Here is a 23265-nt window from a genome sequence, read left to right as displayed (position 1 = left end):
CGTGTGGCCGAGGAGACCGTGGATCCCTTCGAGCTGATGAACCTGATGCGGCGCCTCAACGTCGAGGTCGACCGGTTCGCCGAGCAGTTCGCGGTCGGCCACGGACTGCACCGCACGGACCTCGACGCGCTCACCGTGATCATGGACGCCTCGCGCGAGGGGCGACCGCTCACCCCCGGAGCTCTGGGCGCGGCGCTCAATCTGAGCGCGCCCGCCACCAGCGCGTTGATCAACCGGCTCGAGCAGGCCGGCCATCTCACCCGGCACCGGAGCACCGGCGACCGGCGCAAGGTGGAGCTCGCCATGCACGAGCAGGCGGCGGCCCTCGCGAGCCGGTTCTTCGCGCCGCTCGGGCGGCGGATGTCGGCCGCGCTCGAAGATTTCACCCCAGAGGAGCGCCGGGTCATCGGACGCTTCCTCGGACGGGGCATCGAGGCCGTCGTCGCGGCCAGGCAGGAGACGGCCGACGACGACGCGTGACGGCGGAGCGGCCTCAGTGGATCACGGCCGACCGGGAGAGCGCGCTCACCACGGGGGCGTCTTACCTGGCCCACAGACGCTTCCTGGGACATCACCACGAGAGTCCGAGCACCGAGAAGGCAGGCCACATCGTGCCGAGCGGCGGTCGGTCAGCGGTGGCGGCGCAGGCCCTTGCCGCCGTGGCGGTGCTTCTTCCCCTCTCCCCGGACTGCGCGGTGCTGCCGCGCCGTGTGGTCGTGGGACTTGTGCGTGCGCGGGGTGTGGGCGTGCGGAGTGTGGGCGCGCGGCTTGTCCGTCACCTGGAACTTCTGGAACCCGAAGTCGGGCAGCGTGATCGGCTTGGAGGGGTCGTCCGAGATCGGGACGATGAACACGTCTTTCCGCACGCCGTCCTTGCTCTTCGTGTGATAGACGGCCTGCTTCGGCTCGCCGGCCTGCCCCATGAGGGGAGCGGGACCTGCGGCGACGGGCATGGCCACGGGCACGGCCGCGGGCGCGTACCCCGGGCCGTTGTCAGGGCCGGAAGGGCCGTAGTAGGGGTTGTAGACCGCCGTGTCGGGCGGCGCCGCGATCGGCGCCGTGCCGCCCGTGGAAGGGCCCGCGGGCGGCGCGGGGTCCGCGGACGCGACCGGTCCGGCGATCAGGGTCGCGGCGAGGGCGGCGGCGGCCGAGCAGATGATCATGAGTCTCCCCCGAGGTCACGGATCGTACGAGGAAGACGGTAGGCAGCACGCCGCCGCCGATCGCGCGCCCTGTGCTCAGTGTCGGGTCAAAGCTCAGAATCTCTTGGCAGCGGGCCGCCCGACCGACTCACGGAAGCGGGCTCAGGTGGACGACCTTGGTGTGGGTCATCTCGTCGAGCAGCTCCGGGCCGTACCCGAAACCGTGCCCGCTCGCCCGGAGCGGCTGGGCCGCGCCGCCGGGCGCTCCGCCGAAGACCGCGTTGATCTTCACCGTGCCCACCGGCAGCTCGCGCCAGGCCCGCTGGGCGTTGGCCATCGACGGGGTGAGGACGGTGGCCGCCAGGCCATACCTCGACTCGCGGGCCAGCTCAAGCGCCTCGTCGAACGACTCGACCACCCGCACCGCCGCGACCGGCCCGAACGTCTCCTCGCGCATGACGTCCATGTTCTCCGTGCAGTCGGCCAGGACGGTCGGCGGGTAGAAAGCCCCCGGCCCCTCGGGCACGTATCCGCCGGTCAGCAGTCGTGCCCCCGCCTCGATCGCGCCGCGTACGTGCCGGTCCACGACGTCGCGCTGGGCCCGGTCGACGAGCGGCCCGAGCGCCGTCTCCTCGTCCGTGCCGGGCCCCATGCGCAGTTCCTCGGCCCGCTGCGCGAGCGCGGCGAGGAACTCCTCGGCGACGTCGCGGTGGACGTAGACGCGCTCGGCGGAGGTGCAGATCTGCCCGGCGTTGGCGAAGCAGCCGGTCGCCGCCTGTCCCGCGGCCCACTTCACGTCCACGCCCGTGTCCACGATCAGCGGGTCCTTGCCGCCGTTCTCCAGCAGGGTCTTGGCGCCGGTGCGCGCGGCCACGGCGGCGATGGCCCGGCCCGCGGCGGTCGAGCCGACGTGCGCGACGAGGTCGACGCCCGGGTGCGCGGCCAGGGCCTCGCCCGGGTGGCGGTCGCCCGGCACCATGGTCAGCACTCCCGGCGGCAGCTCCGCCGCCATCAGCTCGGCGAGCAGCGCCCCGGTGTGCGGCGTGCGCTCCGACGGCTTGTGCACGACCGTGTTGCCGGTCACCACGGCCGCGCCGACGAGCCCGCAGGCGATGGCCACCGGGTCGTTCCACGGCGTGATCACCGCGACCACGCCGCGCGGCTCGTGGACCATCAGGTCGGTGGCGTCCCAGCCGCCCTGCAGGCTCCGTCCCCGGTGCAGCGGCCCCAGCTCGGCGTACTGCCGGAGCGTGCCGATCCCCGCCGCCACGCCGCCGCGGCTGTCGCCGATCGGCTTGCCCATCTCCCTGGTCACCAGCTCGGCCAGCTCGTCCGCACGGGCCCCGATCCGGTCGGCCATCCGGTGCAGGCACGCGGCCCGCTCGGCGGGAGCCGTACGGGCCCAGCCGGGCTGGGCGCGGCGGGCCGAGTCGACCGCCCGCTCCACGTCCTCGGCGCACCCGGCCGGGAAGTCGCCCACCGGCTCCCCGGTCGCCGGGTCGGCGACCGTACGGTCCCGCTCGCTCGCGCTCGCCGCCCACGCGCCGTCGGTCAGCACCCAGCGATCCCTGTCCCGCACCCGGTTCTCCTCCCGTTACTCACACAGCCGTGGTCGCTCTACCCGTGCTCGCTACCCCCCGGCACGTACGGTTATCACCCGGCTTCCTACACTTCCCGTATGCGACGGCTGAGCAGCACAGTGGTCGTGGTGGCCGGGGAGCGGGCCGCCGAGGTGATCTCCGGGCTCGACGGTCTGCACAACGTGCGGGCGATCACCCGGGGCGAGCGGACCCCCGCCGAGATGACCGACGTGGTCACGCGAGCGAGCGCGACGTACGTGCTGCACGACGCCGATCCCCTGGCCGAGGTCGGCGAGGCGTGGACCGGCTTCTTCGACGGGACGACGCCGGTGGGCGGCCTGGAGGTCGCCGTCGAGGCGGCGGTCGGCGCGCTGCGCGCCGAGCGGCTGGTGCTGCCCGACTACTACATCGTCCTCGACCCCGACGGCCTGACGCCCACCCGGCGGCACTGGTGGCTCGGCGTGCTCGCCGGGGCCGCGCCGACCCGGGTGGTGCCGAGCCCCGCCTCGGCCGGCGCCGTCAAGGAGACGCTGCGCGGGCTGTCCGCGGGCCGCTGGTGGCCCGCCGACGTGGAGGGGTGGCTGCGCGGGCTGTCCGCGGGCCGCTGGTGGCCCGCCGACGTGGAGGGGTGGCTGCGCGGCCTGCCCCGCCAGGTGCCCGACCGGGTCGGCCTCCCCGGCGCCACCGCCTGACCGGCGGCCCAGGGGCGCGCCGGGCCGCCGGGCCGATCGCCGGGCCGATCGCGGGGCCGCTCAGAGGGCCGTGAAGTCGGCGAAGTCGAAGCCGGGTGACACCACGCAGCTCACCAGCACGCCCTCGGCCCCCGCCGGACGGGCCGCCTGCCAGGTGCCCGCCGGCACCACCGCCTGCGGGACCTGTCCGTTCTCCACATCCGGGCCCAGGACGACGACGTCCTCCCGGCCGGGTCGCTCGCCCGCGCCGCCGAGCACGAGCGTCAGCGGCCCGCCCCGATGCCACAGCCACACCTCGTCGGACCGCACGGCGTGCCAGACCGACTCCTCGCCCGGCTCGAGCAGGAAGTAGATGCCCGTCGCCGTCGCCCGCACGCCGCCGTAGCCGGGAGGCTCGACGGAGGCCGCCGCCCGCCACGTCTCGCGATACCACCCGCCCTCGGGGTGGGGCAGCAGGCCGAGAGCCTCGGCGACCGGGGGGCGCGCCTGGATCGCCACGAACGCCCCGGAGACGTCCCGGCGCAGGAAGCGGAGGGGGGCGCCCGGGTCGTCGTCGTCCGCCGCCACGACGGGATCCGTGCCGGGGAAGGCCGCGGCGGCGATCCGCAGCGCCTCCTCGTCGTCGCGGGCGGACAGCCCGGGGCCGCCGGGATAGGCGTCCAGCGTCATCAGCAGCACGCGGCCGATCGTACGGCAGGGCGGCGCGGCGGGGCCGCGGGCCTGGCGGGGCCGCCTCGACGGGAACGCATGCGCCGACGGCGCCGTCCAAACCGGCGTTACTTGATCGTTACGGAATCGGCCGCACAAAACAGCGGTTTCGCACGTTCCAAGTCAGTGCAATTCCCTGTGAAACACCCCCAATGAGGAGTAGACCGTGAATACCCTCCGGCGGGCGGCCCACGTCACACTCACCGTCGCCGCCATCGCCGTCGCTACGGCCTGCTCGGCGGGAGGCACAACCACTCCCGCCGCATCAGTCACTGGTGCGGCCGGTACGGCCACTCAGGCTCCGGCCACTCAGGCCCCGGACGCCAAGGCGGCGGCACTCGCCCCGCGCGCGGTGTCCCAGACGGCACGCAAGGCAGGAAAGCCGAAGCTCGGCATCGCCGACATCACGCCCATGGGCGAGAAGGTCGAGCGCGTCGGCGTCGGTTTCCCGATCATCGTCACCTTCGACCGCGCGGTGCGCGACAGGGCGGCCGCGGAAGCGGTGCTGCAGGTCCAGGCGGAAAAGCCCGCCGAGGGCGCCTGGCGCTGGGTCTCCGACCGCAAGGTCGTCTACCGCACCAAGACCTACTGGAAGCCGCACCAGAAGGTCCTGTTCACCGCCAGGCTGAGCCAGATCCCCGGCAACGAGGCCGCCAAGGACGTCTCGCGCCGCTTCGCCGTCGGCACCGCCAACATCTCGGTGGTCGACACCAGGAAGCACGTGATGAAGGTGCGCCGCGACGGGAAGCTCACCAAGACCATCCCGATCAGCGCGGGCCGCGGCGGCCTGCCGCGGGGCGGCGTCGACGTCTACCTCACGACCACCGGCGTGCACCTCGCGATGGGCAAGAAGCGGGTCGAGACGATGACCTCGTCCTGGCTCGGCGTCACCGACCCCAAGGACCCGCTCTACTACAAGCTGGAGATTCCCTGGGCGGTCCGGATCTCCGACAGCGGCGAGTACGTCCACCAGAGCGCGGGCGACTACCAGTTCCTGGGCAAGTCGAACCAGAGCCACGGCTGCGTGCGCGCCACACCCGCGGGCGCCAAGTGGTTCTACGGCATCAGCCAGCGCGGCGACGTCATCGAGGTCACCGGCACCAAGCGCAAGCTCGACTGGCGCAACGGCTGGAGCTACTGGCAGCTGAACTGGAACCAGTGGAAGCGCGGCAGCGCGCTGCCCGCCGGCTCGGCGTCGGCCTCGGCATCGCCCTCGGCCTCTCCGTCCGCCGACCAGGACGCCCTGCAGGGATAGACCCTCCGCTCCCCACGGCGCTCCCACCCCCGGTCCGTACGGCCAGGGCGGGGGCGCCGCCTGCTTTCCGGCGCCTTTCGAGCGTCAGGTCGTGAGGGTTCTCCAGGACTCCACGGTCGCCTCCGCGATGCTCTCCACGCGGCGGCCGTACGCCGGATATCCGTCGGAAACGAGGCTGCCGTCCTTGAACGGCAACCCACAGAAGCCGGCGCGGAAGGGCCCGGGGGATCCGCCCCGCGGGAGCGGCGCATACTCCGCGAGCGGGGCCATGTCGTAGCCCGACCGCACCCCGTGCCTGTTCCGCGCCACCTGATGCGCCGCCACGCGGAGCAGCGTGTCGAGGCCCTTGTCCAGGTAGAGCTGCAGCATGCGGAACTGACCGTCGAGGTATCTGTCGTGGGCCCTGGCGGGGTGCTGCAGGAGATACGCGCAGACCACGGGTGTGTGCCACCTGTACATCTCAGGATCGGCCTGCTCTTCGGCCAGGATCGCGTGGTAGTAGTCCACGCACTCGCCCAGCGGGCCGGCGGGCGCGCCGCACTCGCACCGACCCGTACCGGAGCTGTCCGTCATGCCCCGACCCTAGGCAGCCGGCGACAGCCGTGTCGACGGCATTTCACGCCACTCGGAGAGCACTGCTCTTGACATGCCTACGGAGAAAAGAGAGCATTGCTCTCGTTAAAGAGCACTACTCTCTCGGAGATGACCGTGTCGCTGCTCTATTCGGGTCCGTCCCTGGCCGTCCTGCACGACGAGTACGCCGCACGGGGACGCGTCGACCCCGACGCCCAGCTGACCTCCTCGTCCCGGCTGGTCGTGGACGTGCCCGTGGACCGGGTCTGGGCGGTCATGGCCGACCTGCGGACGTGGCCGTCGTGGGCCTCCAGCATCCGGATCCTCGAACTCGGCGACGTACGCCCCGGCGCGTCCTTCCGGTGGCGCCTGAACGGCGTGCCCCTGCGGTCGCGGTTCGCGGTGGTCGACCCGCAGCGGGAACTCACCTGGACGGGCACCTTCCTCGGCCGCTACCGGGCGGTGGACCGGCACGTCCTGGAACCGCTGGAGGGCGGGCGCACCAGGATCACCGTGGAAGAGTCGCTCGCCGGTCCGCTGCTGCCGCTCTTCTACCGGGAGTCCATGCTCCGGGCCAACCACGAGCGGTGGCTCGCGGATCTCGCCCGCGCCGCCGCCTGAGCCGTCCCGCCCCGTCGCCGGTCCGGGGAGCGGGGGAGTGAGCCTCCTGGAAAGACCGGCGTGAAAGCGATCGGGCCCTGCGGCGGAGTAGAGGTGATGACCCACAGAAGGGACGCCTCGCGAATGCCCGCTCCCCCGGAAGCTCCGGCGGATCTCGACGACGCCGTGCTCATCGAGCGGTCGTGGCATCGGCCGGAGCTGTTCGCTGCGCTTTACGAGCGCTATTTCGGTGAGATCCACCGTTATGCGGCGGCGCGGCTCGGCACGCAGGTCGCCGACGACCTCGCCGCCGAGACCTTCCTCGTCGCGTTCCGCAAGCGCGACGGCTTCGACCCCGCCCGCGGTTCCGTACGGCCCTGGTTGTACGGCATCGCCACAAACCTCGTCGCCCAGCACCGCAGGAGCGAGAGCCGGAGGCTGGAGGCGTTCCAGCGGGCGCCGGTGGACCGCGGAGCGGTGTCCGGCCACGAGGACCGGGTGGCGGCACGGGTCACCGCCGCGAGCGCACAGGGGCCGCTGGCAGCGGGGATCGCCGGGCTGTCCGACGGCGACCGCGACGTCCTGCTCCTGGTGGCGATCGCCGGACTGAGCCATGAGGAGATCTCCCAGACCCTCGGCATCCCCGCAGGCACCGTCGGTTCACGGCTCAGCCGGGTGCGCCGGAAGCTTCGCGGGGCTCTGGGAGGCGTCAACCCCCTGATCGGAGGCACCGATGGATGACCTGACCCGCCGGACGGGCTCCCCCCGGACCTCCGAACCCGACGAACTGGCCGCGGTCCGCGACCTCCTCGCCGAGCCCGCACCCACCGCCGCGGCCTTCGACGCGGGCCGCGCCCGGCTGATGGCGGCGCTGGCCTTCGCCGCCCAGGACGGTCCGTACGCGCTGAACGGCGACCCGCACCGGGACGGAGCGGGTCCCTGGCCGGAGAACGGCCCGTCGGAGCAGGAGCCGGCACGCTTCGGGAGGGGCCGGCGACAGTCCCGGGCGAGGGGCGTGCGCCGCTCCCCCGAGACCCGCTCCACCGAGACCCGCTCCACCGAGACTCGCTTCCCCAGGCACCGCTTCACCGGGCGGCGGGTCACCGTGGGAGCACTGCTGGCGGGGGCGGCCGCGGTGACCGCCCTGATCGTCACCACGGCCGTCGCACCTGAAGGCCGGGTGGTGCTCACTCCCACCAGTGGGGCATCGACGGGAACGCCGGCCGCCGAAACCATGGGCGGTGCGGCGAAGGCCCGCCAGATCCTGCTCGCCGCCGCCTCCGCCACGGCCAGGACGTCCGACGAGCCCGGCGCCTACTGGCGCACGAAGACGACCTACATCCAGCGGTTTCTCTCGCCCGACCGTCGCTACCTCCTCCAGAGGGGAGTGTCCGGGGAGATGTGGCTCGCCCCCGACCCCGCCCGGCCGAGCTGGAGGATCAGGCGGCCCCTCGGTGTGAAGCCGGCGACCCCCGAGGACGAGGCGGCCTGGCGCGACGCAGGTTCTCCCCGCGAATGGCGCTATCCGCACGACGTCGAGGGCCTCGGCGACCTCGACCCGGGAGACGAGGTCCGTGCCGCGCCGGAGGAGCCCATTGGGTCACGGCTTGCCGGTGGGTGGATCGGCTCGCCCGGTCTCCTGGCCAAGCAGCGGCTCACCTGGGCCGAGCTGGACCGCGTTCCCAGCGGCACGGAGAAGCTCAGGGACTACCTGAAGGCACGGATCAGCCGGCAGACGAAGAAGTACCCCGAGCTCGACTCGCAGCGGGAGATGGACAGCCGGCTGCAGGGAGCCTGCATGGAGATCCTCATGGGGCTGCCCGTCTCTCCCGAGGTGCGGGCGTCGGCGTACCGGATCCTGGCCGAGCTGCCCGGCATCACCGCCGTAGGAGAGGTCACCGACGCACTGGGCCGTACCGGCCAGGGCCTCACCTACCGGGCGGGCGAGGAGGGCACCGACGTCACGATGGTGGTCGACCCCGGCAGCGGGCTGTTCCTGTCGACGGAGACCCGCAGCGCGGGCCTGGATGCCGGTGGCCGGACGGTGACCGTCGGCACCTTCGTCGCGTACGACGACAGCAGCTGGACCGACGAGGAGCCCGAGCTGCCGGCGCGGCACGACTGACCCGCCCCCGACCCGCAGACGAAACGTAGATATACCGAAAAAGCCGAAATTCGGCTCTTCGGATAATTCCACCCGCCCAGAGGGGCTGTGGAAAAAGTCGACGGGCGATGCCGGGCGATGCTTTGATGAGCAGTAGCGAAACAAACGCCAGTCAAAGGGCAAAAACATGCTTAAGATGCTTCTCCAGCAAATGGTGGCACTGCTCGACGCCGACGACGACCTGCACCTGGGCGACGACGCACACGCCCTCGACCTGAATGACGACGCGGACGAAACGGAAGATCTGGACGACGACTTCTGACGTTTCCCCTGAAATCCCCCCACAATCTAGAAAGCCCCCAAATGACGTTCACGCTTCATGACGTACGCTCTCGGACATATAAGGCGCGCGACGCCTGGTGGACCGTTTTCCTGGTGGATCCCCTGGCGGGCCGGCTGGTGGTGACGACCGCCAACCGCACGTCCATCACCCCCAACCAGATCACCTGGGGCGCTTTCGTGCTCGGCCTCAGCTCGGCCTGGTGCTTCCTCCAGGCCGAGCGGCCGTGGCTGGTCGCCGGGGCCGCCGTCTACCACGTGAGCTTCGTCCTCGACTGCATGGACGGGAAGATCGCGCGACTCAAGGGAACGGGGACGGTCCTCGGCGGCTGGCTCGACTACGTGTTCGACCGGATCCGGGTGCTGGCCTGCACCGCCGCGCTCATGTGGGGGCAGTACCGCGCGACCGGGCAGGAGGTCTACCTGCTCCTCGGCATCGCCGTGGTGTTCCTCGACATGCTGCGCTACGTCGACGCCCTGCAGATCGCGAAGGTCCGGCGCCAGATGCGCCGCACACTGCGGCACGCCTACGAACAGTCGGTGTCCGGCGATCCGGCCGTGCTGCCGGCGTCCCTGTTACGCGAGGACCTCGACACCGACCCCGACGAGATCAGGGTCCGCCTGACGCACGCCGTGGACCTGCAGCAGGAGTTCCGCAGCCGCTTCTCCTGGTACCCCGGCATGCGCGAGTGGCTGCGCGAGCACCGGATCCGCACACACCTGGTCAGCGGAATCGAGTTCCAGATGGCGGTGTTCATCGTCGGCCCGCTGCTCGGCGCGGTCATCCCGGTCACGATCGGCGCGGCCGCCCTGCTGCTCCTCTTCGAGGCCCTCATCATGTACAAGCTCCTGCTGTCGTCGCGTGATCTGAACCGCGCGCTGGCCGCGATCCGCCCGTCCGCCGAAACGTCCGCCTCCGGGACGCCCGCCGGTTGAGCGTCCTCACCGCTGACCGCACGGATAGAGGTGCCGCCGCGAGGGGTAGCGGTGGGACATGACCGAACGTGAGGAACCCGCCGGCCTGCCCGATCCCGGCCACCGCCGCCCGGAGGGGCTGGACGACGTCACCGTCGACGCGCTGGGCAGGCTCAGCAAGGCGCTGGAGACGATCCACCGGGTCAGAGGCCACCTGTACTCCTTCCACCAGCTCACCGGGACGGCGGACTTCGAGCTGGACAACGCCGTACGGCTGCTGCGGCAGGCCGGGCACGACAAGTGGGCCGACCGGATCGAACGCGAGCTGATCGGCCGCAACGTCATCCAGGGCCGCTGGACCTTCCAGATCGTCGAGGAGTACGACGACGGCTACTACGCGACCTTCCAAGAGCTGGAACGCCAGGCCCGCAACGAACTGGCCGGAGGGCGCCGCCACATCTACGAGGCCGAGCTGAAGCAGCAGCGGCGCACGCCCGGGCAGCCCGGCCACGAGACCACACCCTGAGACCCGGATTCCCGTCCGGCAGTCCACGCACGTCCACCGTGGACACCCCACTGGTCAGTGATCGTCGCGCCCGCCGAGGAGGTGCACCCGTCCCCACACGCCGAGCGGCGCCAGCGCCTCGTTCAGCGTGACGCCGAGCGAGGTCAGCGAGTATTCGACGTGCGGCGGCACCTCGTCGTACACCTCGCGGTGCACGATGCCGTCGGCCTCCATCTCGCGCAGGTGCGAGGCGAGCACCTTCTCGGTCACGCCCGGGAGCATCCTGCGCAGCTCCCCGAAACGGCATGGGCGTTCGTTCAGCGCCCAGAGGATCGAGCTCTTCCACTTGCCGCCGATCACCTCCATCGCCGCGTCGATCCCGCATTCGGCCGCTCCCGGACGCCGCGCGGTCCGCATGGTCCATCCCCTCCCGGCTGCTCGCTCACCCCGGGGTAAGCACCCACTTCAAAGTGCGTACTTGATCCTCTCGGGGCTCGTGACCAGCCTAATCGGCATGACCCACAACACTGAGAAGTCTCCGCTGTCCCTTCTCGGGCTGGGCGCGATGGGCGGAGCACTCGCCCGCGCCTGGCTCGCCGCCGGGCATCCGCTGACCGTCTGGAACCGCACCGCCGGCCGGGCCGAGGCCCTCGCCCGCGAGGGAGCGCATGTCGCCACGACCGCCGCCGAGGCCGTGGCCGCGAGCGACCTGGTGGTCGTCTGCCTGCTGGACCACGCCTCGGTGGACGACGCCCTCGCCGTCGCCGACCTGTCCGGCAAGGACCTGGTCGACCTCACCACCGGCACTCCGGAGGAGGCCCGCGCCCGCGCCCGGTGGGCCGAGGAGCGCGGCGCCCGGTTCCTCGACGGCGGCGTCATGGCGGTCCCGCCCATGATCGGGGTGCCGGGCTCCGGGGCGTACGTCTTCTACAGCGGCTCCCGGGCGGTGTTCGAGGCCCACGCGGGCACGCTGGCCGTACCCGCCGCCACCGTCTACACCGGCGAGGACCCCGGGCTCGCCGCCCTCCACGACGTGGCGCTGCTGAGCGCGATGACGGGCATGTTCGCGGGGGTGGCGCACGCCTTCGCGCTCGTCCGGGAGGAGATCCCCCCGAAGGACTTCGCCGACCTCGTCGTGGGCTGGCTGAGGGCGATGATCCCGTACGCGTACGGGATGGCCGAGCATCTGGACAGCGGCGACTACACGAAGAACGTCACGTCCAACCTCGCGATGATGGTGCGGGGCAACGCGACCCTGCTGCGTACGGCCGAGGAGCAGAAGGTCAGCCCCGAACTGCTCACGCCCTTCACGACCCTCATGGAGCGGCGGCTCGCGGACGGCCACGCCGACGAGGGCACCACGGGGGTGATCGACCTGCTGCGGGTGCCCTGATCCGTCTCCTGGCCCGTCCCCTGGCCCTGGCCGCCCGCGCGGGAAAGTTATCCTCACAGGAGGATGCCGACCACGTCGAGCGAGGTGAGGCCGTGACCGAACGCAAGCCCCTCGGAGTGAGTTTCGAGTCGTGGATCGACCGGCAGATCCGCGAGGCCACCGAGCGTGGTGAGTTCGACGACCTGCCGGGCGCCGGCAAGCCCATCCCCGGCCAGGGCAAGCCGCACGACGAGATGTGGTGGATCAAGCAGAAGATGCGCGCGGAGAATCTGTCGTTCCCGCTGCCGGGGACGCTGGCGCTGCGCAAGGAGGCCGAGGAGGCAAGGGCGGAGGCGCTCGGCGCGCGCACCGAGGCCGAGGCGCGCAGGATCATCGAGGAGATGAACGCCAAGATCCGCGACAGCTACCGCAAGCCCCTGTCCGGTCCGCCCGTCGTGCAGCCGCTCATCGACGTGGACGAGGTCGCCGCCGAGTGGCGGGCCCTTCATCCGGTCGCCGAGAAGAAGCCCGCTCCTCCGAAAGACCCGAAAGACTCGATGGGTTCGAAGCGCTCCTTCCTCCGGTGGTTCGGCCGCCGCTGACCCGCCCGGTCCACGACCTGACGAAAGTCAGGTGAGGACCTCCCGATCGCCCGCTGTGCCGCCCCTCCGGCCGCTCGTACCGTACGTGACCTGCGAACGGAAAGAGCTCGGAGGGGAAACACGGTGCGCATGCGCGAAGTCGCCGCGACCGCCGGTCTGGCCGGTGTGCTGCTGCTCACGACGGGAGCGACGGCGGTGGACGCCGCGACGCGGGCGGCACCCCAGGACGGACGGCCCGGCCTGACCGCGGAGTCCGTCGACCGCTACGTACGCGACTACATCCGGCGCACGGACCTGCCCGGTGCCGTCGTGACGGTCGTCAAGGGCGACCGGGTCGTGTACGCCGCCGGGCACGGTCACACGGCCGGCGGCGAGGCGATCACCGCGGACACCCCCATGCCGCTCGCCTCGCTGTCGAAGTCGTTCACCGCCCTGGCGGTGCTGCGCCTCGCCGACGAGGGCAGGATCGACCTCGACGCGCCGGTTCGGCGATATCTGCCCGAGTTCACCATGGCCGACGCCCGGGCTGAGAAGATCACCGTGCGGCAGCTTCTCCAGCAGACCTCGGGCATGAGCGACCGGACCTTCCCCGAGCTGACGCTCCCCGCGCCGGACGACCTCAAAAGCGCCGTCGCGATGCTCAGGACCGCGCCGCTCGCCGCGGCGCCGGGCACCAGGATGATCTATCACAACCCCAACTACGCGGTCGCGGCGCGGCTGGCCGAGGTGGTGTCGGGGACGCCGTTCGCCGACTTCATGGCCGCCACGGTGTTCACGCCGCTCGGCATGACGTCCACCCGGACGGTGGACACCACGGAGGAACTGCCCGGCGCGGGCGCCGGATACATCCGCGCGTACGGCCGGCTGATCGAGCGCGCGCACCCGAAGTGGTTCGTCAACGGCTCCTACGGGGTCGTCAGCACCGCCGACGACCTGGCCAAATGGCTGATCACCCAGAACGGCCGCGGCGACGCCCCTCCCCCGGGACCTCGTCGAAGCCACCCAGACGCCGTCCGGCGTGGGCGGCAGCACGTACGGCATGGGGTGGTCGGCCGAGCGGACGGCCGGAGGGGCGCCGATGCTGCGGCACACCGGCTGGCTGCTCACGCACAACTCTGCGCAGACCCTCCTGCCCGGGGGCGAGTGGGGCATCGCGGTCGTCACCGACACCGGGATGATCTCCGGCGACGACGCGCTGATCATCAGCGACGGCCTGGTCGACCTGATCGAGGGACGGCCCGACGCGGGCGCGGTGCCCTTCACCACGAAGGCGGACCCCTGGCTGGGTGGCCTTTCGCTGCTCAACCTGGCCCTCGGCGTGACCGGAGTGCTGCGCTCCCGCCGCTGGGCCGGTCGCCGCGCACACCGGCGCGCCTGGCGGGTGATCGCACGGCTGGTCCCCTACGCGCTGCCGGTCGCGTTCTACCTGGGGCTGGCCGAGCTGGCCGGGGTGCTGCTGAACCGGGTGGGCACGCTGGACCAGCTCACCTACGTCTGGCTCGCGCTGTACGTCTGGGCCGCCACCGGCGCGCTGGCCGCCGTCGCCGTCGTGGCCGCCCGTCTCGTCCACGCCGTACGCCTCCGGCGGCGGGCCGTTGGTAACGTCCACGCATGAGGAGTAGGGGGGATTTTGGGCAGAATGCGATGATCCGCGTCCTGCTGGCGGACGACGAGGCGCTGATCCGCGCCGGCATCGCGAGCATCCTGGCCACGGCCGGCGACATCGAGGTCGTCGCCGAGGCGGCCGACGGGCACGAGGCCGTCGACCTCGCCCTGCGGCACCATCCCGCCATCTGCCTGCTCGACATCCGGATGCCGCGGCTCGACGGGCTCAAGGCCGCCGCCGAACTGCGCCGGGTCCTCCCCGAGGTCGCCGTCGTGATGCTCACGACGTTCAACGAGGACGACTATGTGACGAGCGCGCTCGGTTCCGGCGCGTCGGGTTTCCTCCTCAAGTCGGGCGACCCACGCGAACTGATCGCGGGGGTCCGCGCCGTCGCCGCGGGTGGCGCCTATCTGTCCCCCGCCGTCACGCGGCGGGTCATCACCCGCCTCCGGGCACGCCCGCTCGGCACGGAGGCCGCCGCCCGCGCCCTCGTGGACGAGCTCGGCGACCGCGAGCGAGAGGTGCTCGCGCTGGTCGGAGCCGCCATGTCCAACGCCGAGATCGCCCGGCGCCTGCATCTCGTCGAGGGCACGGTCAAGGGGTACGTCAGCCAGATCCTCACCCGTCTCGGCCTCCGCAACCGCGTCCAGGCCGCGATCCTCGCGTACGAGGCGGGTCTCGTGGCCGATGCTCCGCTCGACCGGAGGGCGTGAAGTGGTGCGGCCGTCCCGTCTGCTCGACCTCGGGCTGTGGCTGGCGGTGTGCGCGCCGCCCGTCGCGCTGGCCGTCGATGACGGCGACGCCCGGCAGGTGGCGGCGGCGGCCGTGGCCGTGCCGCTGTTCGGGGTCGCGACGGCAATGAGCCGGAGGTGGCCGCTGGCGGCGCTCGCCGTACCGGTGGCGGTGAGCCTGGCTCTGGACGTGCAGATGTTCGGCCCCCTGTCCTGGACGTGGGCTGCGCTGGTGGTCTTCGGCTACCTGGCCGGGCACCGGATGGCGTCCGCCCGGCCGGCGCTGTGGTTCTTCGCGGCCGTCGCCCTCGCCGGCCTGCCGCTGTCCGCGCTCGTCCTGCGCGACCTGTGGGGCTGGCCCACGCAGCTCATCACACTGCTGCTCGCGGTGGTGGTGCCCTGGCTGCTCGGCCGCTGGCGCCGCCAGCACACCGAACTGGTCCGCACGGGCTGGCTGCTCGCCGACCGGCTGGAGCGCGAGCAGCGGGCCGTCGCCGACCGTGCCCGCCTGCGGGAGAGGGCGCGCATCGCGGGCGACATGCACGACTCGCTCGGCCACGACCTGACGCTCCTCGCGGTGCGCGCCGGCGCCCTGGAGCTCGATCCCGGCCTGGACTCGCGGCAGCAGACGGCCGTACGCGAGCTGCGTGAGGCCGCCGCGGCCGCGACCGAGCGGCTGCGCGAGATCATCGGCGTGCTGCGTGCGGACGACGACGAGGACGTCGCCGTGCCGCCACGTGAGGAGAGCGTCGAGACGCTCGTCGAGCGCGCCCGCGACTCCGGTGTGCCGATCGTCGTCGAGCACCCGGACGACCACCCGGACGACCACCCGGACGACCACCCGGACGACCACCCGGACGACCACCCGGACGACCACCCGGACGACCACCCGGACGACCACCCGGACGACCACCGGGGCGACCACCGGGGCGACATCGACGGACTGCCCCCGATGACCGCGCTCGCCGTGCGCCGCGTGCTTCAGGAGGCCCTGACGAACGCCGCCAAACACGCTCCCGGCGCGACCGTACGCGTCCGGCTCGCGTCCGACGACGGCGTCGTCACGCTCCGCGTGGTCAACGACCCCGCCCCGGCGGCGGCCCCACCGGGCGTGGCCTCGGGCGGTTCCGGGCTCGTCGGGCTGGCGGAACGGGTGCGCCTGGCGGGCGGCGTCCTGCGGGCCGGCCCGGCTCCCGGCGGGGGTTTCGAGGTCGCCGCCGAACTGCCCGTCACCGGCGTCCGGGCGGCTCACGAGCAGGTGCGGACAGCGGCCGGCCCCGGCACGCCCGGGACCACGGCGACCCGGGAGCTGCACCTCGCCCAGCGGCGGGTGCGGCGGCGCCTGGCGCAGGCGGTCGGGATTCCCGCGGCCGTGCTGACCGGGATCTTCGCACTCCTGGTCCCGTTGAGCTTCGTCAGCTCGTCGTTCTCCGTCCTCGACCCGGCGACGTACGAGGGGCTGAAGGTGGGCGAACCACGCGACGACGCGCGGTCCCGGCTGCCCGCGTTCACCAGGGACGGCCCGCCGGACGGCACTCCGGCTCCACCACGCGGCCAGGACTGCGTCTACTACACCATGAAGACCGACCCCGACCGCGCCTACCGCCTGTGCTTCGCCCGCGACCGGCTCGTCTCGAAGGCCGTCGTGCCCACCCCGTGACGACGCGGGTTTCAGCAAGATCCAAGCCGGTTCCAGGAGCGCGCCGCGATCCTCTTGACATCGGCGGCGTCCCGCTGCCGGAGGACAGGAACGCGGCGAACGGCCATGGCCCCGATTTTGTCGGCGGCGGCTGCCACGATGTCGCGAAACGACCAAGGGAGCCCAGGTGCCCGATCGTCTCGCCCCCTTCCGGTGGCTGACGGCCCCGGCGACGGACAACGTGCGCAACCCGCTGGGCGACATCTTCACCGTGTCGTTCTTCCACGGGGTGGAGCCCGCCGATGTCGCGGCCCGTTTCGAGCCCGCCGGAGCGGCGGTCCGCTCGATGAGCTTCGGCGAACTCGACGACGAGGTCGCGGAGTTCATCGAGGAGACCGACGGCGGCGACGGCGGCGGATACGTCGGCATCACCCGGATCGGCGAATGGAGCATGGCGATCGAACCGTGTGGCTGGCACACCACGCTGGGCGAGAACCTGGCGCGCCTCGCGCAGGGATGCGAGGCGGTGGCCGTCGGACGCCACGACTACGCCGAGCACAGCTTCCTGTACGCCGTGGACGGCGAGATCCTCACCGCCTTCACACCGCACGCGTCGGTCAACCGCTGGGGCAGCGACCCGGATCGGCTGAAGGAGCCGATGCGCAGGGTCGGGCTGCCGTTGACCGCCACGACCGGCAAGGCGGCCTGGGACACCCGGTGGGACGACGCGCTCCCCAAGGCGTTCGCGCTCGCCGCCAGGATCACCGGGGTGACCCTCGCCCCGGACTCCTTCGACGGGCCGCTGCTGGTCACCTCCATCACCGAGTGGTCCCAGGTCTAGGCGTCTTGTCGGAGGGCTCTGCTACACACGTGTCATGACCTCACCCGCCGCCCAGCAGCTCGGCATCGTGCCGTCCGTGTTCGCCGTCCAGCACCTGCCGCAGGCCACGTTCCCCGAAGACGACGACTGGATCGCGCTCGTCCGCGCCCCGGAGGGCCTCACCGTGATCCGCGAGGCCTGGCCGACGGGGTCCGGCGACCGGTGGATCGGCCTGTACGGCGGGGGCACGGGACACGAACTGGACGTCCCGGGCATGCTGGCGGCGATCCTGAACCCCTTGGCCGAGGCGGCCATTTCGGTGTTCGTCGCCTCGACGTTCCACGCCGACCTGGTCCTCGTGCCCGAGCCGAGGATCAAGCAGGCGATCACGGTCCTGGAGGAGGCGGGACACCGGGTGGACACCCGCCACCTCCGCGCACCCGACTCGTAGCGCTCGACGTCGTCGGTCATCCGGGTGTCCCGGACGGCATGCGAATCGGATGTCTCAGCCGGGACTCACCCGATCGGGTTCCAGCCGTCGGATCCGGCCAGGTACTTCTGCGGCGTGTAGTTGGACGCCTGGGAGTCGCTCATCTGCGGGCGGTTGGAATTCACCGTGGCGCCCGCGCCGGTGTTCTTGTACTCGAAGAAGCGGGCGTTCTTCCAGGAGTTGCCGGACATGTCGGTCCAGGGCTGGGAGGTCTTGATGGTCGAGCTGAGCGACGACTCCCGGTAGAGCACCTGGGCGTTGGGGCCCCAGGGCCTCCCCAGCTGGGTGGTGTTTCCGGCCGCGCCGGTGATGCGGGACCGGTAGACGAGGAAGCCGTAGGTCTTGGCGGCGTCGGTCCTGGCGGCGGTGATGGGGGCGCCGCTGCTGCGCTTTTCGTAGATGTCGCAGTCGTTCAGAACCGCGGTGCCGCCGCCGAAGATGAAGTCGACGGTGCCCTCGATATAGGAGCTCTTGACGTAGGTGCGGGCGGAGTCGTTGATCAGGAAAGTGTCCTGGTCGCCGAGCAGGCGGACGTTCGACAGGACCGCCCGGTCGGCGTTGAGGTTCAGCGCGACGGCCTGCTGGTTGACGGTGGTGCCGTCCTCCACGTAGTCGTTGGAGATCGTCAGGTTGGTGAGGGCGGAGTCGTGGCCGTTCACGAACGCGGTGGCGCTGTTGAAGGTGCCGCCGTTCCCCCCGGCATAGTGGTTGTCGACGATCACGACGTCCCCGGGCGACGAGCCCAGACCCTGCAGTGTGATGTACGGCTTGTTCGCCGGGATCGTGACGATCTCCCGGTACGTGCCCGGCTTGATCGTGATCACCTTTCGGCTGGCGTTGCCCGAGGCCACCGCGTCGATCGCCGCCTGCACGCTCCGGTACGTGCCGGTCCCGTCGGCGGCCACCGTGGGCTTCCCGCTGGTGGGTGAGGGCGACGGCGACGGTGAGGGTGACGGCGAGGGCGACGGCGAGGGCGAGGGCGACGGCGAGGGCGAAGGCGAGGGCGAGCGCGTTGGTGAGGGCGAGGCCGAGGGCGAGAGTGTGGGGGTGGGTGACGGTGTGGGTGAGGAGGTGGGTGAGGAGGTGGTGGTGGAGCCGGTGCAGGTGACGCCGTTCAGGGTGAACGAGGCGGGCGTGGGGTTGGACCCCGACCAGCTGCCGTTGAAGCCGATGGACAGTGACGCGCCGGTGGCGATGGCGGCGTTGTAGTCCACGTTGGTGGCCGTGACGTTCTGCCCGCTTTGGTTGAAGGTGGCCGACCATCCGGTGTCCACCTTCTGGCCGCTGTCGGGGAAGGTGAACCCGAGGGTCCAGCCGTTGATCGCGTTGCCGAGGTTCTGGATCGTGATGGCGGCGGTGAAGCCGCCCGGCCAGTCGTTGGTGGTGTAGGTCACGGCGCATCCGGTCGCGGCCTGTGCCGTTGCGGTGGTGGTGACGCCGGCCAGGGCGGCGGCTCCGGCGAGGACGCCGATCAGTCCGGCGCCTGTTCTGGTTCTGCTGTTCAAACCCGAGCTCCTTGCAGGTCGTGCAGGGCCCCTGACCGAGGAATGATTCCTGGCCCCACAAGGGTTTCATGCACCTGAACTACGTTCATCTACAGGAACATCGGGCATCAAGTTACGAGCCCATCGATCGCCGGTCAACGACGCGCCTCGGCGGCTTTCCGCGTACGACGGCTCTCACTTGCACAGGGACCACCAGAAACGACGGACGGGATGCGGGACCGGCTGAAACTTTCAGGGAAAATATCGAAAGGTTAGGACGCACCACGGCGTCCGCCGACGGCTTTCGCCTCGAGTCGGCACCGTCCCGGCATGCCGGGTCACGGCATCAGGGGCAGCTTTCCCACGATCTTGTCCACCCGGTTGCGCGGCCCGACCACGCCGACCGCGTAGTACTCGACGTCGTCGGCCGCGGTCTCCTTCATCGTGGCGAGGTAGTCGGCGTAGACCCGCGTCCACTGGGCCGCGGCGGGCATGTCCGCCACGAAGCACCCGGCGGACGACGCGGCCTTGGCACGGATGACGCGCAGCGTGGCGGCGTCCGCGGCCAGCACCGAGCAGCCCGCCCACGGCAGGCCGGGGTGGGCGCCGCCGTCGGCGTCCACCGCGTCGTCGCCGAGGAGCCCGGTCACCGTCGCCGAGGTCGCCGCGGCCACGCAGACGGCGGCGTTCACGGCACGGCCCGCGGGAAGGTCGCGGTCGACCACGATCACCCACTTCAGGCGGGCCGCCCGGGTCGGGAGGGCCGGGTCGATCTCCTCGGGAGCGAACCCGACACGCGAGGTCGTCTGTTCATCGGCCATCATTCGGTCCTCCTGTGCATACGTTCGGACGTACGCGGTTGATGCTAGGCACCGGTACGATTGAGCTGCAAGGAATCCGTATTTATATCGGAAGCAAGGGCGTGCGGGCGGGCATGGACGAACTTGATAAGGCGATCCTGGCGGAACTGCAGTCGGATGCACGGAAGACCAACCGTGACGTCGCCGCCTCGGTCGGGGTCTCGCCGACCACGGCACTCGACCGCACGCGGGCGCTCCGTCAGCGCGGCGTCATCCGGGGAGCGATCCTCGACGTCGACCTGGCGGAGATCGGGCGCCCGGTGCAGGCCCTCATCGCCATCCGCGTGCGTCCCCCCTCGCGGCGCAACATCGAGGGCTTCCGCAACTGGGTCAGCGCGCTCCCCGACACCCTGGGCGTCTATGTGACGACCGGCACGGAGGACTTCATCGTGCACGTGGCGGTGCCGGACAACGCCAGCCTGTACGCGTTCGTGATCGACAAGCTCACCGAACGGCCCGAAGTCGCCGACGTCCGCACGTCGATCGTCTACGAGCACATCCGCAACACCCGGATCAGCCCCGTGTGAGAGCGGCATCGGCCCACCCTTCGGACACCTCGCCGGCGCACGTGCCGCAGGCGCTCCCCAGCCTCGGCGCCTACCGGAGGGCAGGGCTCTTCGAGATCGTCCTGCCCGGCCCGGCGGGAGCGTTCCGACCCGGGCACGCACGGATGACCGGCGGCACGCGCTCGGCGGGTGCCGCCTGCTCATCGCTCTGTCGTCAGGGGGACGTACCATGCTCGGGTAAACGGCCTGGGCAGGGCCCGCATGACCATGTTCCGCGAGTCAGGGGGGAGCCACCGGATGGGCCTGCACATCGAGAGTAGATCGTCCGAGTCGCCCTACATCGAGCGGGTGTGGCGTAGCAGCAGCCGTGACGTGGAACAGATGACGGCGGTCGCGACGGCCCATTGGGACCTGGTCTTCTGGAAGCACCGCGGCCAGGTCAGCGCCTCCGTCCAGGGGCCGGAGACGAGGGCGAGCCAGGCCCCCGTTCCCGGGGAGGCCACGTTCTTCGGGATCAGCTTCTCCCTCGGCACCGCGATGCCCCATCTTCCCCTCGGCCGCCTCGTGGACGGGTCCGCGGAGATTCCCGACACGACGCACAGGTCCTTCTGGCTGAAGGGTTCCACCTGGCACCTGCCCGACTGGGACAACGCCGAGGCGTTCGTGCAGCGGCTGGTGCGCGAGGGGGTCGTGGAGCGCGACCCGCTCGTCGCCGCGGTGCTCCGCGGCGCGCCGCCGGACGTGTCCGAACGCACCGTGCAACGGCGCTTCCAGGCGGCGACCGGGCTCACCCGCGGCGCCGTCCGGCAGATCGACCGCGCCAGGCGGGCGGCGATCCTGATCCAGGAGGGCGTGCCGGTTCACGACGTGATCCATCGGCTCGGATACTTCGACCAACCGCACCTGGCACGGTCCTTGAGCCGTTACATCGGGCGGACCGCCACGCAGCTGGGCGATCGGAAGCCGGCGCAGCCGCTGTCGCTCCTGTACGCGACCTGACCGCTCGCCTCGGCATATTCAGAAGTGCGTGGTGACGCCGAACGCCGCGCGCAGGCTCGCCATGTCGTGCAGGTCGCGGTCGCGGGGATCGTAGCCCTGGTGGAAGGCGACCTGCTGACCGACGGACAGGCAGCGCACCCGCACGCCCTCGATCGTGCCCGTGACGAAGGCCGCGGCCGGGTAGTGGAGCGCCGCGCCGCGGTCGTCCAGGTGCTGCACGGCCGAGCCGTCCTCGGCGACGTGCAGCGGATGGAGATCGAGCTCGTGCCCATGGCCGTCGGTCATGACGAACCTGGCCGGCCGCCCGGGCACCGCGCCGGGCCGCTCGGCGTACCCGGACGACTCCAGCTCGCCGATCACCAGTCGCTCCTGTTCGGCCCGGTGGAGCAGGTCGAGGTCATGATGCTCCCGGGTGACGCGTCCGACCAGGACGTCGATCCCCCAGCCGCCGGCGACCCAGACCTCGCATCCAGCGGCCTCCAGCGCGTTCAGCACCCGCAGCATCTCGCCGATCGGCAGCACCGGTCCCGCTCCCCTCAACCCGATCTTCGAGCCACGCTACCCCCCGCGGAACCGGGGACGGCACGGGGGACGGGTCAGGGCGTGATGAGCACCTTCAGCGCCTGACGGGCGGCCATGGCACGGTAGCCGTCGGGCACCTCCTCCAGATTCACGGTGCGGTCGAACACGCGACCCGGCTCGATCATGCCGTCGAGCACGTCGGGCAGGAGTTCCTCGATGTAGGCGCGGGCCGGTGCGACACCGCCGGTCAGGGTGATGTTCCTCATGAACTCCCGGGACCCCATCGACACCTTCTCGTACTGCGGGGCGCCGACCCGGCCGACCACGCCGCCGTCGCGGACCACTCCGAAGGCGGTGTTCATGGCCTGCTCCAGCCCGACGCACTCCAGCACCGCGTGGGTGCCGTCGCCGCCGGTCAGTTCCCTGACCCTCTCGACGCCCTCCTCACCGCGTTCGGCGACCACGTCGGTGGCGCCGAACTCTCGGCCGAGGTCGGTGCGGTCCTTGTGCCGCCCCATCAGGATGATCCGCTCGGCGCCCAGGCGCCTGGCCGACAGCACCGCCGACAGGCCGACCGCGCCGTCGCCGATAACGGTCACCGTCGTACGCGCGTTCACGCCGGCCTTGACCGCACAGTGGTAGCCGGTGGGGAACACGTCGGACAGGGTGAGCAGCGACGGCAGGAGAGCCGAGTCCTCGCTTACCGGCAGCCGCACCAGCGTGCCCTGCGCCTGCGGCACGCGCACGGCCTCGCCCTGGCCGCCGTCGACACCGTTCCTGGCCCACATCCCGCCATGCCGGCACGACGTCTGCAGGCCCTCCGAGCAGAAGTCGCAGGTGTTGTCGGACCAGACGAACGGCGCGACCACCACGTCGCCCCGGTTCAGCCCGCGCACCTCGGAGCCGGTCTCCTCCACTACGCCGAGGAACTCGTGGCCGATGCGGTCGCCGTGCTCTGTGGCGGCCCGCGACCGGTAGGGCCACAGGTCGCTGCCGCAGATACAGGAGCGCAGCACCCGCACCACGGCGTCCGTGGGCTGCTCGATCACCGGGTCGGGCACGTTCTCCACCCGCACGTCGCCGGCGCCGTAAATCAAGGTCGCTCGCATGACAGCCTTCCGTTTCTCGCGTTCGTGTCACCGCTACCCGGAAACGGCCGGCGCTCGCCCGGATCCATGAAGTTCGCCCAGGTCACAGGTTTGTGCCAAGGACTCACGACGC

At 71.5% G+C, this 23265-nt stretch carries 27 protein-coding genes and 1 pseudogene; 19 read left to right on the top strand and 9 right to left on the bottom strand.

Annotated elements, in window-relative coordinates; translation table 11 throughout:
* The first annotated feature begins 3 nt into the window (after positions 1-3).
* Positions 4-480, top strand: a complete 477-nt coding sequence (locus QSK36_RS12090) for a MarR family winged helix-turn-helix transcriptional regulator (protein WP_220505094.1) — start codon at positions 4-6, stop codon at positions 478-480.
* A 149-nt stretch (positions 481-629) separates the two neighbouring features.
* Here QSK36_RS12090 and QSK36_RS12085 read toward each other — a convergent pair whose 3' ends face one another.
* Both QSK36_RS12085 and QSK36_RS12080 read right to left on the bottom strand, forming a co-directional pair.
* A complete protein-coding gene (locus QSK36_RS12085) occupies positions 630-1163 on the bottom strand; it encodes a hypothetical protein (protein ID WP_285782452.1) in 534 nt (177 codons plus the stop codon).
* 127 nt (positions 1164-1290) lie between these two features.
* Complete coding sequence (locus tag QSK36_RS12080; protein ID WP_221263844.1) at positions 1291-2721, bottom strand: aldehyde dehydrogenase family protein; 1431 nt, start codon at positions 2719-2721, stop codon at positions 1291-1293.
* Positions 2722-2820: 99 nt separating this feature from the next.
* Here QSK36_RS12080 and QSK36_RS12075 point away from each other — a divergent pair, with 99 nt between their 5' ends.
* Positions 2821-3414 (top strand): hypothetical protein, encoded by a 594-nt coding sequence (locus QSK36_RS12075; protein WP_285782451.1) that lies wholly within the window; start codon positions 2821-2823, stop codon positions 3412-3414.
* Between the two features lie 60 nt (positions 3415-3474).
* Here QSK36_RS12075 and QSK36_RS12070 read toward each other — a convergent pair whose 3' ends face one another.
* Entirely contained in the window at positions 3475-4083 is a 609-nt protein-coding gene (locus QSK36_RS12070; protein WP_285782726.1) for a cupin domain-containing protein, read from the bottom strand.
* A gap of 205 nt (positions 4084-4288) precedes the next feature.
* Here QSK36_RS12070 and QSK36_RS12065 point away from each other — a divergent pair, with 205 nt between their 5' ends.
* Positions 4289-5377: a L,D-transpeptidase gene (locus QSK36_RS12065; protein ID WP_285782450.1), complete on the top strand. Its 1089-nt coding sequence runs from the start codon at positions 4289-4291 to the stop codon at positions 5375-5377.
* An 84-nt stretch (positions 5378-5461) separates the two neighbouring features.
* Here QSK36_RS12065 and QSK36_RS12060 read toward each other — a convergent pair whose 3' ends face one another.
* Positions 5462-5950 (bottom strand): DUF5946 family protein, encoded by a 489-nt coding sequence (locus tag QSK36_RS12060; protein ID WP_285782449.1) that lies wholly within the window; start codon positions 5948-5950, stop codon positions 5462-5464.
* A gap of 129 nt (positions 5951-6079) precedes the next feature.
* On the opposite strand from QSK36_RS12060, the gene QSK36_RS12055 reads away from it, so the two are divergent.
* From QSK36_RS12055 to QSK36_RS12030, 6 genes are all read left to right on the top strand, one after another.
* A complete protein-coding gene (locus QSK36_RS12055) occupies positions 6080-6571 on the top strand; it encodes an SRPBCC domain-containing protein (protein ID WP_285782448.1) in 492 nt (163 codons plus the stop codon).
* A gap of 96 nt (positions 6572-6667) precedes the next feature.
* Positions 6668-7291 carry an RNA polymerase sigma factor gene (locus tag QSK36_RS12050; RefSeq protein ID WP_259404823.1) on the top strand — a complete coding sequence of 208 codons (624 nt, stop codon included), beginning with the start codon at positions 6668-6670 and terminating at the stop codon, positions 7289-7291.
* The gene (locus tag QSK36_RS12045) at positions 7284-8675 is read left to right on the top strand and encodes a CU044_5270 family protein (protein ID WP_285782447.1); all 1392 of its coding nucleotides are present in this window, start codon (positions 7284-7286) and stop codon (positions 8673-8675) included. The genes QSK36_RS12050 and QSK36_RS12045 overlap by 8 nt, the downstream gene beginning before the upstream one ends.
* Before the next feature lie 175 nt (positions 8676-8850).
* Positions 8851-8976 carry a hypothetical protein gene (locus tag QSK36_RS12040; RefSeq protein WP_285782446.1) on the top strand — a complete coding sequence of 42 codons (126 nt, stop codon included), beginning with the start codon at positions 8851-8853 and terminating at the stop codon, positions 8974-8976.
* A gap of 113 nt (positions 8977-9089) precedes the next feature.
* Entirely contained in the window at positions 9090-9929 is an 840-nt protein-coding gene (locus QSK36_RS12035) for a CDP-alcohol phosphatidyltransferase family protein (RefSeq protein WP_352240133.1), read from the top strand.
* Positions 9930-9987: 58 nt separating this feature from the next.
* Complete coding sequence (locus QSK36_RS12030) at positions 9988-10434, top strand: hypothetical protein (protein ID WP_183537823.1); 447 nt, start codon at positions 9988-9990, stop codon at positions 10432-10434.
* 54 nt (positions 10435-10488) lie between these two features.
* Here QSK36_RS12030 and QSK36_RS12025 read toward each other — a convergent pair whose 3' ends face one another.
* Positions 10489-10830, bottom strand: a complete 342-nt coding sequence (locus QSK36_RS12025) for a winged helix-turn-helix transcriptional regulator (protein ID WP_183537824.1) — start codon at positions 10828-10830, stop codon at positions 10489-10491.
* Between the two features lie 97 nt (positions 10831-10927).
* Between QSK36_RS12025 and QSK36_RS12020 the strand changes: the two genes are divergently transcribed.
* The 8 genes and pseudogenes from QSK36_RS12020 to QSK36_RS11980 all read left to right on the top strand — a co-directional run bounded on the left by QSK36_RS12020 (position 10928) and on the right by QSK36_RS11980 (position 17634).
* Entirely contained in the window at positions 10928-11806 is an 879-nt protein-coding gene (locus tag QSK36_RS12020) for an NAD(P)-dependent oxidoreductase (protein ID WP_285782444.1), read from the top strand.
* A gap of 92 nt (positions 11807-11898) precedes the next feature.
* Positions 11899-12387 carry a DnaJ family domain-containing protein gene (locus QSK36_RS12015; RefSeq protein WP_183537826.1) on the top strand — a complete coding sequence of 163 codons (489 nt, stop codon included), beginning with the start codon at positions 11899-11901 and terminating at the stop codon, positions 12385-12387.
* Between the two features lie 129 nt (positions 12388-12516).
* Positions 12517-13383 (top strand): annotated as a pseudogene (locus QSK36_RS43460) (serine hydrolase domain-containing protein); the annotation flags it as partial.
* 22 nt (positions 13384-13405) lie between these two features.
* The gene (locus QSK36_RS12000) at positions 13406-14002 is read left to right on the top strand and encodes a hypothetical protein (protein WP_285782441.1); all 597 of its coding nucleotides are present in this window, start codon (positions 13406-13408) and stop codon (positions 14000-14002) included.
* Between the two features lie 29 nt (positions 14003-14031).
* Entirely contained in the window at positions 14032-14706 is a 675-nt protein-coding gene (locus QSK36_RS11995) for a response regulator (protein ID WP_183537828.1), read from the top strand.
* Positions 14707-14710: 4 nt separating this feature from the next.
* Positions 14711-16384 (top strand): sensor histidine kinase, encoded by a 1674-nt coding sequence (locus QSK36_RS11990; RefSeq protein WP_285782440.1) that lies wholly within the window; start codon positions 14711-14713, stop codon positions 16382-16384.
* A 166-nt stretch (positions 16385-16550) separates the two neighbouring features.
* Positions 16551-17204, top strand: a complete 654-nt coding sequence (locus tag QSK36_RS11985) for a DUF6461 domain-containing protein (RefSeq protein WP_285782439.1) — start codon at positions 16551-16553, stop codon at positions 17202-17204.
* Positions 17205-17238: 34 nt separating this feature from the next.
* Positions 17239-17634 (top strand): ACT domain-containing protein, encoded by a 396-nt coding sequence (locus tag QSK36_RS11980; protein ID WP_285782438.1) that lies wholly within the window; start codon positions 17239-17241, stop codon positions 17632-17634.
* A 65-nt stretch (positions 17635-17699) separates the two neighbouring features.
* Here QSK36_RS11980 and QSK36_RS11975 read toward each other — a convergent pair whose 3' ends face one another.
* Both QSK36_RS11975 and QSK36_RS11970 read right to left on the bottom strand, forming a co-directional pair.
* A complete protein-coding gene (locus QSK36_RS11975) occupies positions 17700-19178 on the bottom strand; it encodes a pectinesterase family protein (protein WP_285782437.1) in 1479 nt (492 codons plus the stop codon).
* Between the two features lie 317 nt (positions 19179-19495).
* Positions 19496-19981 carry a DUF2000 domain-containing protein gene (locus QSK36_RS11970; RefSeq protein WP_285782436.1) on the bottom strand — a complete coding sequence of 162 codons (486 nt, stop codon included), beginning with the start codon at positions 19979-19981 and terminating at the stop codon, positions 19496-19498.
* 110 nt (positions 19982-20091) lie between these two features.
* Between QSK36_RS11970 and QSK36_RS11965 the strand changes: the two genes are divergently transcribed.
* On the top strand, positions 20092-20544 hold the full coding sequence (locus tag QSK36_RS11965; protein WP_139573774.1) for an Lrp/AsnC family transcriptional regulator: 453 nt from the start codon (positions 20092-20094) through the stop codon (positions 20542-20544).
* Between the two features lie 240 nt (positions 20545-20784).
* Entirely contained in the window at positions 20785-21522 is a 738-nt protein-coding gene (locus QSK36_RS11960; protein ID WP_285782435.1) for a helix-turn-helix domain-containing protein, read from the top strand.
* 18 nt (positions 21523-21540) lie between these two features.
* Here the strand turns inward: QSK36_RS11960 and QSK36_RS11955 are convergent, their stop codons facing one another.
* Positions 21541-22044, bottom strand: coding sequence for a nucleotidyltransferase domain-containing protein (locus QSK36_RS11955; RefSeq protein WP_221263845.1), 504 nt, complete (start codon positions 22042-22044; stop codon positions 21541-21543).
* Positions 22045-22118: 74 nt separating this feature from the next.
* On the bottom strand, positions 22119-23153 hold the full coding sequence (locus QSK36_RS11950; RefSeq protein ID WP_285782434.1) for a zinc-dependent alcohol dehydrogenase family protein: 1035 nt from the start codon (positions 23151-23153) through the stop codon (positions 22119-22121).
* Between the last annotated feature and the right edge of the window lie 112 nt (positions 23154-23265).

The sequence above is a fragment of the Microbispora sp. NBRC 16548 genome (assembly GCF_030268985.1).
GTDB lineage: Bacteria > Actinomycetota > Actinomycetes > Streptosporangiales > Streptosporangiaceae > Microbispora > Microbispora catharanthi.
This window is presented reverse-complemented; position numbering and strand designations above follow the sequence as displayed.